This is a genomic window from Streptomyces liliifuscus, from assembly GCF_016598615.1.
In the GTDB taxonomy this organism is placed as follows: domain Bacteria; phylum Actinomycetota; class Actinomycetes; order Streptomycetales; family Streptomycetaceae; genus Streptomyces; species Streptomyces liliifuscus.
The window spans coordinates 1699572-1714646 of record NZ_CP066831.1 but is presented as its reverse complement, the minus strand read 5'-3'; the positions used below and the strand labels follow the sequence as shown (position 1 = coordinate 1714646).

Genomic DNA, 15075 nt, shown 5'->3' with positions numbered 1-15075 from the left:
ATGTATCCCGGAGCGTACGACCCCGCCAGGCCGGCCGTCGTCACCGCGGACGGCGGCCGGACCCTCACTTATGGCCGACTCGAAGAGCGTTCCCTGCGCCTCGCGGACCACCTGCGGACCGCCGGACTGCGCACGGGCGACCATCTGGCGCTCCTCGCCGACAACGACCCACGCGTCCTGGAGGTCTACTGGGCGGCCCTGCGCTCGGGCCTCTACCTCACCGTCGTCAACCATCACCTGACCGCCGACGAGGCCGCGTACATCGTCCGCGACTGCGGTGCGAGGACACTCGTCGTCTCCGGACCGCTCACCGAACTCGGGGAAGAGATACGGGAACTGGTGCCCGGTCGGATATCACACCTGGGTTTCGACGACGGCTCCTACGAGCGGGCGCTGGCCGCCGCCTCACCCGAACCCCCGGCCCACCAGCCCCGCGGTGTCGACATGCTCTACTCCTCCGGCACCACCGGCCGCCCCAAGGGCATCGCACCGACGCTCCCCGAGGGCGACGTCCGCGAGGTGATGAGCACGTACCAGCTGCTCTTCCAGCCCATGTACGGCTTCGGCGAGGACACCGTCTACCTCTGCCCGGCCCCGCTCTACCACGCCGCGCCCCTCCGCTTCGGATACGTCGTCACGGCGACCGGCGGCGCGGTCGTCCTCATGAACTCCTTCGATCCACAAGGGGCGTTGGAGGCGATCGAACGGCACCGGGTGACGCACAGCCAGTGGGTGCCCACCATGTTCGTACGGATGCTGAAGCTGCCGCGCGAGGTGCGGGACTCCTACGACGTTTCGTCGCTGAAGGTCGCCATCCACGCAGCCGCGCCCTGCCCCGTCGAGGTCAAATGGCGGATGATCGCCTGGTGGGGTTCCGTCCTGTACGAGTACTACGCGGCGACGGAGGCCAACGGGATCACCTTCATCGGCCCCGAGGAATGGCTGCGCAAGCCGGGTTCCGTGGGCCGCGGCGGCCTCCTCGGCGAGCTGCGGATCTGCGGCGAGGACGGCAAGGTGCTGCCCGTCGGGGAGACGGGAACCGTGTACTTCGAGCGTGAGGAACTCCCGTTCAGGTACCACAACGACGACGCGCGCACCCGTGAGGCACAGCACCCCGAGCACCCCAACTGGACGACCACCGGGGACATCGGCCACGTCGACGAGGACGGCTACCTCTTCCTCACCGACCGTAGGGCCTTCACGATCATCTCCGGCGGCGTGAACATCTACCCCCAGGAGATAGAGGACTGTCTGACCCTGCACCCCAAGGTCACCGATGTCGCGGTCGTCGGCGTCCCTGACGCGGAGATGGGCGAGGCGGTCAAGGCGGTCGTCCAGCCCGCCCCCGACGCGCTCCCCGGTCCCGAACTCGAACATGAGCTCCTCGAGTTCGTCCGCGACCGCATCGCCCACTACAAGTCGCCCCGCAGCGTCGACTTCACGGACGAGCTGCCGCGCACACCCACCGGGAAACTGGCCAAGTCCAGGCTGCGGAAGGCCTATTGGGACTGAGAGCCCCCGGTGCCCAGCGCGCGGGCGAGGTACGGAGCCGTGGCGCTCGCCGCCGCCCGTGCGACCTCCGCCGGAGGTCCCGTCGCCACGATCCGGCCTCCCGCGTCGCCGCCGCCCGGCCCCAGGTCGACCACCCAGTCCGCGCCCGCCACCACCGCCATGTCGTGCTCCACGACCACGACGCTGTGCCCGCCGTCGACCAGACCGTGCAACTGCCGCATCAGGACCTCGACATCGGCCGGGTGCAGACCGGTCGTCGGCTCGTCGAGGAGATAGAGCGTGTGACCTCGGCGTACGCGCTGGAGTTCGCTCGCGAGCTTGATGCGCTGCGCCTCACCGCCGGACAGCTCGGTCGCCGGCTGGCCGAGCCGCAGATAACCGAGACCGACATCGAGGAGCGTGGCGAGGCTGCGCGCGACGGCCGGAGTGTCCGCGAAGAAGTCCGCGGCGGCCTCGACCGTCAGGTCCAGCACCTGCGCGATATTCCGTTCCCTGTACGTCACTTCGAGCGTCTCGGGGTTGTAGCGCGCCCCGCCGCAGTCCGGGCACGGGGCATAGGTGCTCGGCAGGAAGAGCAGCTCGACGCTCACGAACCCCTCGCCCTGACAGGTCTCGCAGCGCCCGCCCGCCACGTTGAACGAGAACCGCCCCACGCCGTAACCGCGCCGGTGCGCCTCCCGCGTGGCCGCGAACACCTTGCGCACGACGTCGAAGAGGCCCGTGTACGTCGCCAGATTCGAGCGGGGCGTACGGCCGATCGGCTTCTGGTCGACGCCGACCAGCCGCCCCACACCCGGAAGGTCCTCCGTGATCTCGCCGATGAGCGTGGACTTGCCCGAGCCGGAGACGCCGGTGACCGCGGTGAGCACGCCGAGCGGAAACTCGGCGGTCACGCCACGCAGGTTGTGCCGTGTCACCGGGCCGACCTTCAACTGGCCGCGCGGCGCCCGGACTTCACGTACCGGGACGGGGGAGCGGTCGAAGAGGAACCGGGCCGTCGCCGACTCCCTGACATGCTCCAGCTCCGCCACCGGGCCGCTGTGCAGCACCTGTCCGCCGTGCTCGCCCGCCTTCGGCCCCACGTCGACGAGCCAGTCTGCGCCGCGCATGACATCGAGGTGGTGCTCCACGACGAACACCGAGTTGCCGGACGCCTTCAACCGGTCGAGGACCGTCAGCAGCGCCTCCGTGTCCGCCGGGTGCAGTCCGGCCGACGGCTCGTCGAGGACGTACACGACCCCGAAGAGCCCCGAGCGCAACTGCGTGGCCAGCCGCAGCCGTTGGAGCTCACCGGCCGAAAGGGTGGGTGTGGCGCGGTCCAGGCTGAGATAGCCGAGGCCCAGCTCGGTGACCGGCGAGATACGCGCGAGCAGATCCTCGGTGAGGACGCGGGCGGTCTCCGAATCACCATGACCGGTGAGGGAGTCGGCCAGTTCGACGAGCGGCAGCGCGGCCAGCTCCGCGATGGTCCGGTCTGCGAACGTCACCGCGAGCGCCTCGGCCCGCAGCCGACTGCCGCCGCACACGGGACAGGGCGCGGCCTCCAGAAACCGCTCGGCTTTGGCCCGCAACGTCTGACTCTTCGAGTCCGAGAAGGTCTTCATGACATAGCGCCGCGCGCTCATGTACGTGCCCTGGTACGGGCGTTGGATCCGCTGGGCGTCCCGGACCGGATGCACGGTCACGACCGGCTGCTCGTCCGTGAACAGGATCCACTCACGCTGCTCGGCGGGCAGTTCGCGCCACGGCCGGTCCACGTCGTACCCCAGCGCGTCGAGGACATCGCGCAGGTTCTTCCCCTGCCAGGCGCCCGGCCACGCGGCGATCGCGCCCTCGCGGATCGACAGCGTCGGGTCGGGGACCAGCGACTCCTCGGTCGTACGGTGCACCCGACCGAGCCCATGACACTCGGGACAGGCCCCGACGGCCGTGTTCGACGAGAAGGCGTCCGAGTCGAGACGCTCGGCCCCCGGCGGATAGTCGCCCGCACGCGAGAACAGCATCCGAAGCGAATTGGAGAGGTTGGTGACCGTACCGACCGACGAGCGTGAGGTCGGCGTCGACCGCCGCTGCTGCAACGACACCGCGGGCGGCAGCCCGCTGATGTCCCCGACCTTCGGCGCCCCCACCTGATGGATCAGCCGACGCGCGTACGGGGCCACCGACTCGAAGTACCGCCGCTGCGCCTCCGCGTAGATCGTCCCGAAGGCGAGCGACGACTTCCCGGACCCGGACACCCCCGTGAAGACCGCCAGCACATCCCGCGGAATATCGACATCGACCCCCTGAAGATTGTGCTCACGCGCACCACGCACACGGACGTAGGGGTCGTGGGGGCTGTGCATGGGCGGACTCCAGGCGGAACGATGAGGCGGACCAGGGGCAAACCCTACGGTTCTAGGCGGGGTACAGGTGGGAGCCCCGAAAGGGGCGCGGGGAACTGCGCGACCAGCCACCCACGGCCCGCAGCCAAAGAGACGACCGACGCGGAAAACTCAGGCGGGGCCCAACCCCACAACCCCCGCCAACCGCCGAAACGAGTCCACCAGCGCCTCCCGGTCATACGTGCTGGTCGTAACCAGCACCTCATCAGCCGCGGTCTCCTTGATCACCGTCCCCAGCTCATGAGCAACCTGCTCCTCCGTGCCGACGACATGACCGGACAGACCGGACTCGTAGAAACCGCGCTCCCTCTCCGTCATCGTCAGCGATTCGACACGCTCGACGGACGGAAGCGGCGGAAACGTGCCGTGCGTGCGCGAGTACGCCATAGACCAGGCCTCCGGGACCAGCAGTCGTCGAGCCTCCTCCGGGCTCGCCGCGACCGCGACCGTGCCGGAGATGACGACGTACGGCTCCCGCGCCCATACGGACGGCCGGAACGTCTCGCGGTAGTGGTCGATGCCGCGGCGCATCTTGTCCCGGTTCCTGAGGTCGCCGATCACCATGGGGAGGCCGGCCCGGGCGGCGATCGTCGCACCCTCGCCCATGGCCAGCACGAATGGCGGCACTGTCAGGCCCTCGGCGGGGCGTGCGTGCACACCTGTCGGGGACGTGCCGCGGAACCAGCCGAGCAGTTCGTCCAACTGGGCCGCGAAGTCGTCGGCCACGTCCTTGTCCCGGCCCAGCGCCTTCCGTACGCCGTCCGTGAACCCGACGGAACGGCCCAGGCCCATGTCGATGCGGCCGGGGAACAGGGACTCCAGAACGCCGAACTGCTCGGCCACCACCAGGGGTTGGTGGTTGGGCAGCATCACCCCGCCCGTGCCCACCCGGATCGTGCGGGTCGCGGCGGCGACCGCGGCGGCCAGCACGGTCGGCGCGGAACCGGCCACCCCCGGCACACCGTGGTGCTCGGAGACCCAGATCCGGTGATAGCCGAGCCCCTCCAGCTCCCGCGCCAGCCCGACGGTGTCGCGCAGCGCCTCGGAGGTGTCGTGTCCCTCCCGGGTGCGCGAGCGGTCGAGCACGGAGAACCGTGTCCCTCCGGCACGAGAGCCCTGGTCCGGGTCCCGTGGGGCTGCGTGATCCTGCTCGTTCACCATGGTCTCTCCGCTGGAAGAACTGGGCTCTGTTCTCTCAACAGCCGCTCCGCTGATTTCTTCCGCGACTCCTGACACGGGCGGTCAGGATGATGGGAAAAAGATGGTGCCGATGATGGGCTATTGATGGATCCCACCCCTTCAACATTCCGCCGGAACGCACCTAACGTTGCGCCCACGTAAACGGCCTGGCGGTCGGCTCTCGCTCCTTTCCCGCTCACCCGAGGGGTCTCGCGAGAGCCGCGTTCCAGAGCTGACGGCTGTCTGAAGGGAGAACGCGATGGCACCGACGGAGCTGCTCATCGGAAGCCGGTGGCAAGCGTCGACAGGGCCGGGACGGACGCGGGAAGTGATGTCGCCCTTCGACGGTTCGCCCGTCGGCACCGTGGCGCTCGCCGGCCCCGAGGATGTCGACGTGGCCCTGGCCGCGGCCGAACGGGGAGCCGCGGTGTGGCGGCGCACGCCCGCCCACGAGCGGATGACCATCCTGCTGCGGGCCGCCGAACTGGCCGACGAACGGGCCGGCAGGATCGCGCGGACCATCAGCGCGGAGTCGGGCAAGACCATCACCGAGGCCACCGGCGAGGCATCGCGCTCCGGCGACCTGATCCGTCTCGCGGCCTTCGAGGGCACCCAGCTCTACGGCGAGACGCTGCCGCTGGACGCGAACCGCGGCACCGGCTTCGACAAGGTCGGCTTCACCCTGCGCCAGCCCTGCGGTGTCGTGGTGGCGATCACGCCCTTCAACTACCCCGCCCTGCTCGTCCTGCACAAACTGGCACCGGCGCTCGCGGCGGGCAACGCCGTCGTCCTCAAGCCGGCCACCTCGACCCCGCTGACCGCGCTGGAACTCGCCTCCTGCTTCGTCGACGCCGGGCTTCCCGAGGGCGTGCTCTCGGTGCTCGTAGGTTCCGGCGGGGTGCTGGGGGACCTGCTCGTCACGGACCCCCGGGTGCGGAAGATCTCCTTCACGGGCTCCACCGCCACCGGCGAGCACATCGCGCGCGTCGCCGGGGTGAAGAAGCTCTCCCTCGAACTGGGAGCCTCCTGCCCGGTCGTGGTCCTGCCGGACGCGGACCTCGAACTCGCCGCGAGCGCCGTCGCGTTGGGCGGCTATGTGAACGCCGGGCAGGTGTGCATCTCCGTCCAACGGGTCATCACCCACCCCTCGATCACCGCCGACTTCCTCGACGCGCTCGTCCCCAAGGTCAAGGCCATCCGGACCGGCGACCCGTCGTCCCCCGAGACGACGATGGGCACGCTGATCACGACCGCCGAGGCGGAGCGCGTGGAGCGGGCCATCGCCCGGGCCGGCACCGACGGCGCCCGGATCCTGACCGGCGGCGAGCGTGACGGGGCCGTCGTGAGCCCCGCCGTCGTGGCCGACGTCCACCCCGACTCCGCCTTCAGCCAGCAGGAACTGTTCGGACCCGCCGTCGCCGTCAGCTCGGCCGCGGACTGGGAGTCCGCGATCGCCCAGGCCAACGGCACGGCGTACGGCCTGGGAGCGGGCGTGTTCACCTCCGACGTGGCCGGCGCGATCCGGGCCGTACGCGAGATCGACGCGGGCACGGTGCACATCAACTGGACGCCGCTGTGGCGCGCCGACCTGATGCCGTACGGCGGACTGAAGGGCAGCGGCTACGGCAAGGAGGGTCCGCGCGCGGCGGTCGGTGAGATGACCGAGGTGAAGACCATCGTGCTGCACGGCCGTCCCTGGTGAGTTCGCGGCCCCGCGTTCCCCTCTCTCCATCCGACTCCGGACCTCCACGCCGCCCGAGGGCCGTGGGCATCTCCCCAACAGGAGCCCGACCATGACCGACCCGACGACCCGGCGCACCGTGCGCCTCACGGTGGCCCAGGCACTCGTCACCTACCTCTCCCGCCAGCACTCCGTGGCCGACGGTGAGCGACGCCGTCTGATACCCGCCGCCCTGGGCATCTTCGGCCACGGCAACGTGGCCGGACTCGGCCAGGCGCTGGACCAGTTCAGCGACGAACTCCCCTTCGTCCAGGGCCGCAACGAGCAGGCACTCGTCCATATCGCGACGGCCTACGCCAAGGCGTCCACCCGGCATGCCACCCTGGCGGTCACCGCCTCCATCGGCCCCGGCGCCCTCAACATGGTCACCGGCGCCGGACTCGCGACCGTCAACCGCTTGCCCGTCCTGCTGCTGCCCGGCGACACCTACGCGACCCGCCACCAGGGGCCCGTACTCCAGCAGTTGCAGCACCCCGTCGAGGCCGACACATCCGTCAACGACGCCTTCCGGCCCGTCTCCCGGTTCTTCGACCGCATCACCCGGCCCGAGCAGCTGCTCACCTCGCTGCCCGCGGCGATGCGCGCCCTCACCGACGTGGACACCGGCGCGGTCGTCGTCTCCCTCCCGCAGGACATCCAGTCCCACGCGTACGACTACCCGGTGGAGTTCTTCGCCGAGCGCGACTGGCCGATCCGGCGGCCCGCGGCGGACGCCGACGAGGTCGCCGCCGTGGCGCGGATGCTCGCCGAGGCTCAGAAGCCGCTGATCATCGCCGGTGGCGGTGTCGTGTACTCCGGCGCGACCGAGGAGCTGGAGGCACTGGCCGACGCGGCGGGGATCCCCGTGGCGGAGACGTTCGCGGGCAAGGGAGCGGTCCAGCGCCGCGCCTGGTGGCAGCTGGGCGGCATCGGTCTGGAAGGCACCCCGGCCGTCAACACCCTGGCCAGGGAAGCCGACTTCGTGCTGACCGTGGGCTCGCGGCTGACGGACTTCTCCACGGCCTCGCACTCGGTCTTCCAGAACCCGGACGTACGGTTCGCCGCCGTCAACGTCAACGTGCACGACGTGAGCCGTCTGGGCGCCACCGGGATCGTGGCCGACGCCAAGCGGGCCCTCGCCGCACTGACCGAGGCGGTCCGCGCGAACGGCACCACCACATCCCCGGCCTGGCAGGACAAGGCGCGTGCGCTGCACGAGACCTGGTGGGCCCAGCGCGCCGCGGCCCTCGACCCGGACACACCCTTCGACGTCTCGGCCCTGCCGGACGACTCGGACGTCGTGGGCGACACCGACGCGGTGCTCACCCAGGGCCAGTTGATCGGCCTGCTCCAGGAGCACGCACAGGACGGCGACACGATCATCGCCGCCGCCGGTGGCCCGCCCGGCGATCTGCAGAAGGTGTGGGACGCCACCGAAGGCCGCTTCGCCCACCTGGAGTTCGGCTTCTCCTGCATGGGCTACGAACTGCCCGCCGCGATCGGCGTACGGTTCGCGAACCCCGACCCGGCCAAGCGCGTGGTGTCCCTGCTCGGCGACGGCACCTTCCTCATGGCGCCGACCGAACTGGTCACCGCGGCCCAGGAGAAGCTCCCGATCACCGTCGTGATCCCGGAGAACCACGGGTACCAGGTCATCCACCGCCTCCAAATGCTGCGCAACGGGCGGGAGTTCGGCAACGAGTTCCGCTACCGGGAGGGCGGCCTCCAGCTGGCGGAGGCCGGTGGCGACACCAAGCCGGCCCGCCTGGAGGGCGACTACCTCAAAGTCGACCTCGTCCTGACCGCGACGGGACTCGGCGCCCGCGCCATCCGCGCAACCACCGCCGACGAAGTGCGCGCCGCACTCGCCGACACCCGCGACCACGCGGGCCCCGTCGTCCTCGTCGTACCCGTCGTCCCGCACGCGGACCTGCCCGGCGCGGGTGTCTGGTGGGACGTGGCGCCCGCCGAGGTGTCCGACCAGGAATCGGTCGCCCAACTGCGCGGCGAGTACGAAGAGGGCCTGGCCTCCCAGAGGTGGTACGGATGAACCGCTCACCGCTCGACCACGGCCGTCTGCGCGCCCGACTCGCCGAGGGGGAGCCCACCTTGGGCACCTTCGTGGGAATGGCCTCCCCGGTCGCGGCCGAGGTGTGCGCCGCGGCGGGTGCCGACTGGCTGCTCCTCGACCTCGAACACGGCGCCGGGGGAGAGGAACAGGCCCGCACGACCGTCCCGGTGGCCGCCTCCTACGGAGTCCCGACCGTCGTACGCGTCGAGTCCGCGGCCCGGATCCGCATCGGCCGCGTCCTCGACCTGGGCGTCGCCGGGATCATGCTGCCGCGCCTCGACACGGCGGCCGAAGTCCGGGAAGCACTACGGCACTTGCGCTACCCGCCCGCGGGGGACCGGGGCGTGGCCACGTACAACCGGGCCTGCCGCTTCGGGCTCGACCCAACTGCCCTGGACCGTGAGGGCGAGATCCTCGGCGTGGTCCAGATCGAGTCGGCGAGCGCACTGGCGGAGGCCGAGGCGATCGCCGCACTGGACGGGGTGGACGTGCTGTTCGTCGGCCCCCGCGACCTCAGCCACGACCTCGGCGTGCCCGGCGACTTCGCGGCCGCGGTCTACCGCGAGGCCCTGGAACGCGTACGCAAGGCCGCCGCCGCACACGGCAAGGCGTGCGGACTCCTCGTACCCGACGGTCCGGCGGCCGCCGCCAAACGCGCCGAGGGCTGGACGTTCATCGCCATCGGATCCGACTCGACCCTGCTCGCAGCCGCCCTGTCCGCCGCGCTCGGCGAGGCCAGGCCGGAGCCCCGGGACCACCAGGAGACACACTCATGACCACGACCCCCTCGGGCGCCGCACGCGAGATCGGCGTCGGACTGATCAGCGTCGGCTGGATGGGCAAACTGCACAGCCGTGCCTACCAGGCACTGCCCTCCGTCTACCCCGAGCTGGGCCTCAAGCCCCGGCTCGTGCACGCGGCGGACACGGCCGAGGACCGCGCGGCCCACGCCCGTGACGTACTCGGCTACGAGAAGGCGGGCACCGACTACCGCGCCGTCCTGGACGACCCGGACGTCGAGGTCGTGTCGATCTGCGCGCCGAACATGCTCCACCACGAGATAGGCATCGCCGCCACCAAGGCAGGCAAGCCGTTCTGGATCGAGAAGCCCGTCGGACGCGGCGCCGAGGAGACCGCCGAGGTCGCCGCCGCGGCCCGCGCCGCCGGAGTGGTGACGTCCATCGGCTACAACTACCGCCACGCCCCCGCGGTCGAGCGGGCCAGACAGCTCGTCGCCGAGGGAAGGCTGGGGCGCATCACCAACGTGCGCGCCACGTTCTTCTCCGGCTACGCCTCCGAACCCAAGGGCGCCCTGTCCTGGCGCTTCAAGCGGGAACTCGCCGGACACGGCGCACTGGGCGACCTGATGAGCCACGTCGTGGACCTGGTCAGCTACGTCGTCGCCCCGATCCGCGAGGTCTCCGCGCTCACCAGCACCGTCTACACCGAGCGCCCGATCCTCCCGATGGGCTCGGGCACGCACTTCGCCGTCATCGAGGACGGCGAGATGGCACAGGTCGAGAACGACGACTACACCGCCGCCCTCGTCCGCTTCCACAGTGACGCCGTCGGCACACTGGAGGCCTCCCGCACCATCGTCGGCCCGCAGTGCGGCATCGGCTTCGAGATCTACGGCACCGACGGCTCGCTCACCTGGAACTTCGAGCGGATGAACGAGCTGCGCGTCGCCCTCGACCGCAGCGGCCCGCACCAGGGCTACACCACCGTGCTCGGCAACGGCCACATGGGCGACTACGCCAGTTTCCAGCCCGGCCCCGGCAACAGCATGGGCTACGACGACCTGAAGGTCATCGAGGCGAAGAAGTTCCTCGCCGCCGTGGCCGGCATCGAGCACCACAACTCCACGATCGACGACGCGCACGCCGTCGCCGAGGTGATCTCCGCGGCCGCCGCCTCCGCCGAGAGCGGCGCCTGGGAGCCGGTCCCGGACGTCACCGGGGCGACCTTCGGCCACCAGGCACGGAGCTGATCGCGTGGACGGGCATGTCGTAGTGGCCCTCGGCCCGGTCGACCCGGACACCGTCGGCCACATCCTCGGCGACCGGGTCACCTTCGTCACCCACCCCACGCCCGACGACCTCGCCGTCGCGGAAGGCGCCATCGTCCGCGCCGACCGGATCGTCGACGAGGACTTCCTCGTACGGGCCCCGCGGCTGCGCGTCATCGCCCGCACCGGAGTCGGTGTGGACCTCGTCGACGTGGCCGCGGCGACCGCCCGAGGGATCCCCGTGGTCATCACCCCGCAGAGCGGCTCGCGGGCCGTGGCCGAGGGCGTCCTCGCCATGACCCTGCACCTCGTCAAACGGCTGCGCCCGCTCACCGACCTGGTGCGCGAGGGCCGTTGGGCCGAGCGGAACGCCCTGCCCGTCGGCGACCTCGACGGCGCCACCATGGGCATCGTCGGCCACGGCCGCATCGGCCGCCGGGTCGGCGAACTCGCCTCCGCCTTCGGGATGCGGACCCTGGCGTACGACCCTTACAGCCCGCCCCCGCCCGACGTCGCCTGCGCCGATCTCGGTGAACTCGCCGAAGCGAGCGACGTACTGACACTGCACGTCCCGCTCACCGAGAGCACGCACCATCTGGTCGGCGAGGACCTGCTGTCCCGGGTCAAGCCCGGGACGATCCTCGTCAACTGCGGCCGGGGCGGCCTGCTCGACCCGGACGCCACCCTGATCGCCCTGGAACTCGGCCGGCTGGCCGGTGTCGGACTGGACGTCTTCGATCCCGAACCGGCCGTCCACCACCCGCTGTTCGACCACCCGGACGTCGTCCTCACCCCGCATCTGATGGGCATGACGAGCAGAGCCATGACCCTGACCTTCGTCGACGCCGCCCGCGGCGTCGCGGACGTGCTCGCCGGGCGTCCGCCGGCCGCGGTCGCCAACCCCGACTGGAACCACCGAAAGGCCACGGCATGAACACTCAAGCACAGCGGATCGCCGGAGCGCCCATCTCCTGGGGCGTGTGCGAAGTACCCGGCTGGGGCTACCAGTTGACGCCCGAGCGGGTACTGAAGGAGATGCGCGAGGTCGGTCTCGCCGCCACCGAGATAGGGCCCGAGGGCTTCCTGCCCGGCGAGCCGCAGGCCATGGCGCAGGTCCTCGCCCACCATGACCTCCGGGCCGTCGGCGGCTTCACCCCGCTCCTGCTGCACGTGCCCGGGCACGACCCGTTGCCCGAGGTCGAGACACTCCTGGAGAGCTACGCCGCGTCCAAGGCCGACGTCCTCGTCCTTTCGGCCATCACAGGGCAGGACGGCTACGACTCCCGGCCCGAACTCGACGCCGACGGCTGGAAGTTGTTGCTGTCCAACCTGGACCGGCTGACCGCGCTGGCCGCGGAGCGCGGCGTACGGGCCGTGCTGCACCCGCATGTCGGCACGATGATCGAGAACGGCGACGAGGTCCAGCGCGTGCTGGAACACTCCTCGATCGCCCTCTGCTTGGACACAGGCCACCTGCTCATCGGTGGGACGGACCCAGCCGAGCTCACCCGGCAGGCACCCGAGCGGATCGCCCACACCCACATGAAGGACGTGAACGCCGCCCTCGCCGCCAAGGTCCAGTCGGGCCGCCTCACGTATACGGAAGCCGTCCGGGAGGGCATGTACCGCCCGCTCGGCGCCGGTGACGTGGACGTCCGGGCCATCGTGACCCATCTCGGGGCTCGCGGCTACGACGGCTGGTACGTCCTTGAGCAGGACACGATCCTCACCGAAGAGCCCGTCGGCAAGGGGCCAGTGGACGATGTGTGGGCCAGCACGGAATACCTGCGCTCGGTTCTCCACGACGCACAGCTGTGATGTGTTTTTGATGGGTTCCCGAGACTTGCCTTTCGGGACGGGATCAAAAGGGATACGGGCAATGAGAATCAGTGGAATGGCCTTGATGAGGAATTGCCTTGACGGTGGCCAGGACGAGTTCTCTGAAATATCTACGAAGAGGAAACAGGTATGACTGCTGAAGACCTGCTGGCCACCTGTTGGACCACCGCGGGCGATGCCGCGCCGGGGCTGCCCGACGGCCGCAGCCCACTGACGCTGCGGGAGCGGGTGGAAGCGGCGGGCGCCGCCGGGTTCACGGGCTTCGGCCTGTTGCACGAGGACCTGGTCGAGGCCGAGCGCACGTACGGACTGCCCGGCGTCCGGTCCCTCTTCGAGGACAACGGACTCGTCCACCTGGAGCTGGAGCTCCTGGTCGACTGGTGGGCCGACGGACCACGGCGTGCCGCGTCGGACGCGGTCCGCCTGGATCTTCTGCGGACCGCCGAGGCGCTCGGCGCGCACCACCTCAAGATCGGGCCGGACGTCGAGGACCGACCGTGGGAACTCGACCACTGGGCCGAGGAGTTCGCCACGCTGGCGGCACAGGCCGACGGAGTGGGCGCCCGGCTCGCGATCGAGTTCCTCCCCTGGTCCAACCTCAGGACCGTGCACGACGGGCTGCGGCTGGTCGAGACCGCCGGGCATCCCGCGGGCGGCCTCATCATCGACGTCTGGCACACCGAGCGCGCCCACACGCCACCGGCCGACCTCGCGGACGTACCCGCGTCACGCATCGTCGGTGTGGAGCTCAACGACGCCGACAGCGAGGTGATCGGCACGCTCTTCGAGGACACGGTCCGGCGCCGGCGTCTGTGCGGCGAGGGCTCCTTCGACCTGCCGGGGATCATCTCCGCGCTCCGCACGGCCGGCTGGTCCGGTCCGTGGGGGGTGGAGATCCTGTCCGACACACACCGCGCGCTTCCGGTGCGGGAGGCCGCCGAGGCGGCGTACCGCACGGCGGTGGCGGTGCTGAAGTGAGCGGTTGCGGTGTGCGGGGGAGAGTCCGTGCGGTCCTGTCTGGGGTCGGCTGCGGCTGAGCGGGGGCTTGTCGCGCAGTTTCCCGCGCCCCTGAACGCCCCTGTCGGGGCACGACGGCCCTTGAATCGGAAATGCCGTCAGCGACCTCTGTTAATTCAGGTGTAGACGGCACGAAAAATGGGCGCCAAGGAGATGTTCTGCCGCTTTCTCTTGATGGATAAATGATGCCTTTACATATGTTGACGCTGAGGTGCGGATAGCGCTTGTATCCCGTCATAGGCAACAGCCGTGTTAACGGCATGTGACCGGAGCCTCTGCCCGGTCGGGCGTCGCTCCCTTCCCCTGCACAGTGAGGTGCCGGCAAGATGAACCGCTCTCCCCACCCCCGTTCCCGCAGAATCGCCCTCGTCGCCGCGGCCGCCGCGGCGGCCCTGATAGTCACCGGTTGTTCCAGCGACTCCGGTGGCAAGCAGTCCGAGGAGGACACGGGCAACGCGTCTGCCGGCAAGGCCGACACCCCCCGCATGAAGGTCGCGATGATCACTCACGCGGCCCCCGGGGACACCTTCTGGGACACCATCCGCAAGGGGGCGAACGCTGCCGCCGCCAAGGACAACGTCGAGCTGATCTACTCCAGCAACCCCGACGGTGCCAAGCAGGCCAACCTGGTCCAGAACGCGATCGACCAGAAGGTAGACGGCATCGCGGTCACCCTGGCCAAGCCCGACGCCATGAAGGACGTCGTCGCCAAGGCCAAGGCGGCGGGCATCCCGGTCGTCGGCTTCAACGGAGGTGTCGACGACTGGAAGGAGCAGGGCCTGCTGGAGTACTTCGGCCAGGACGAGTACGTGGCCGGCAAGGCCTTCGGCGAGAAGCTCAACGACGTCGGAGCCAAGCACGACATCTGCGTGATCATGGAGCAGGGGCACGTCGCCCTGGAGGCGCGCTGCAAGGGCGTCAAGGAAGGCTTCAAGGGCAAGACGGAGATTCTCTATGTGAACGGCACGAACATGCCGTCCGTGAAGTCGACGATCACCGCGAAGCTGAAGCAGGACTCGGCGATCGACTACGTCGTCACGCTCGGCGCCCCGTTCTCCCTCACCGCCGTGCAGTCCGTGGACGACGCGGGCAGCAAGGCCAAGGTCGCGACCTTCGACCTCAACAAGGACCTGATCGGCGCCATCAACGACGGTGACATCCAGTTCGCCGTCGACCAGCAGCCCTACCTGCAGGGCTACCTCTCGGTCGACTCGTTGTGGCTCTACAAGACCAACGGCAATTTCAGTGGCGGTGGCCAGGAGCCGGTGTTGACCGGTCCGGCGTTCGTGGACAAGTCCAATGTCGAGGCCATCGCGAAGTTCGCTGAGAAGGGCACTCGGTGAGC

11 protein-coding genes are annotated in these 15075 nt (G+C 70.1%); 9 read left to right on the top strand and 2 right to left on the bottom strand.

What is annotated here, in order from left to right; all coding sequences use genetic code 11:
* Window positions 1–1512, top strand: a complete 1512-nt coding sequence (locus JEQ17_RS07450) for an acyl-CoA synthetase (RefSeq protein ID WP_200394469.1) — start codon at window positions 1–3, stop codon at window positions 1510–1512.
* Here JEQ17_RS07450 and JEQ17_RS07445 read toward each other — a convergent pair.
* The gene (locus JEQ17_RS07445; RefSeq protein WP_200394468.1) at window positions 1500–3857 is read right to left on the bottom strand and encodes an ATP-binding cassette domain-containing protein; all 2358 of its coding nucleotides are present in this window, start codon (window positions 3855–3857) and stop codon (window positions 1500–1502) included. The two genes, JEQ17_RS07450 and JEQ17_RS07445, sit on opposite strands and share 13 nt — an antisense overlap.
* A 150-nt stretch (window positions 3858–4007) precedes the next feature.
* Window positions 4008–5057: an LLM class flavin-dependent oxidoreductase gene (locus tag JEQ17_RS07440; RefSeq protein WP_200394467.1), complete on the bottom strand. Its 1050-nt coding sequence runs from the start codon at window positions 5055–5057 to the stop codon at window positions 4008–4010.
* 277 nt (window positions 5058–5334) lie between these two features.
* Here JEQ17_RS07440 and JEQ17_RS07435 point away from each other — a divergent pair, with 277 nt between their 5' ends.
* The 8 genes from JEQ17_RS07435 (at window position 5335) to JEQ17_RS07400 (ending at window position 15073) form a co-directional block, all read left to right on the top strand.
* A complete protein-coding gene (locus JEQ17_RS07435; RefSeq protein ID WP_200394466.1) occupies window positions 5335–6777 on the top strand; it encodes an aldehyde dehydrogenase family protein in 1443 nt (480 codons plus the stop codon).
* Between the two features lie 91 nt (window positions 6778–6868).
* On the top strand, window positions 6869–8845 hold the full coding sequence (iolD, locus tag JEQ17_RS07430) for a 3D-(3,5/4)-trihydroxycyclohexane-1,2-dione acylhydrolase (decyclizing) (RefSeq protein WP_200394465.1): 1977 nt from the start codon (window positions 6869–6871) through the stop codon (window positions 8843–8845).
* On the top strand, window positions 8842–9642 hold the full coding sequence (locus JEQ17_RS07425) for an HpcH/HpaI aldolase family protein (protein WP_200394464.1): 801 nt from the start codon (window positions 8842–8844) through the stop codon (window positions 9640–9642). The genes iolD and JEQ17_RS07425 overlap by 4 nt, the downstream gene beginning before the upstream one ends.
* Complete coding sequence (locus JEQ17_RS07420) at window positions 9639–10856, top strand: Gfo/Idh/MocA family protein (protein WP_200394463.1); 1218 nt, start codon at window positions 9639–9641, stop codon at window positions 10854–10856. Before JEQ17_RS07425 ends, JEQ17_RS07420 begins: the two co-directional genes overlap by 4 nt.
* 4 nt (window positions 10857–10860) lie before the next feature.
* A complete protein-coding gene (locus JEQ17_RS07415) occupies window positions 10861–11808 on the top strand; it encodes an NAD(P)-dependent oxidoreductase (protein WP_200394462.1) in 948 nt (315 codons plus the stop codon).
* Window positions 11805–12692, top strand: coding sequence for a sugar phosphate isomerase/epimerase family protein (locus JEQ17_RS07410; RefSeq protein WP_200394461.1), 888 nt, complete (start codon window positions 11805–11807; stop codon window positions 12690–12692). The genes JEQ17_RS07415 and JEQ17_RS07410 overlap by 4 nt, the downstream gene beginning before the upstream one ends.
* A gap of 150 nt (window positions 12693–12842) precedes the next feature.
* Window positions 12843–13691 (top strand): sugar phosphate isomerase/epimerase family protein, encoded by an 849-nt coding sequence (locus JEQ17_RS07405; protein WP_200394460.1) that lies wholly within the window; start codon window positions 12843–12845, stop codon window positions 13689–13691.
* Between the two features lie 365 nt (window positions 13692–14056).
* Complete coding sequence (locus JEQ17_RS07400) at window positions 14057–15073, top strand: sugar ABC transporter substrate-binding protein (protein ID WP_200394459.1); 1017 nt, start codon at window positions 14057–14059, stop codon at window positions 15071–15073.
* The last annotated feature ends 2 nt before the right edge of the window (window positions 15074–15075 follow it).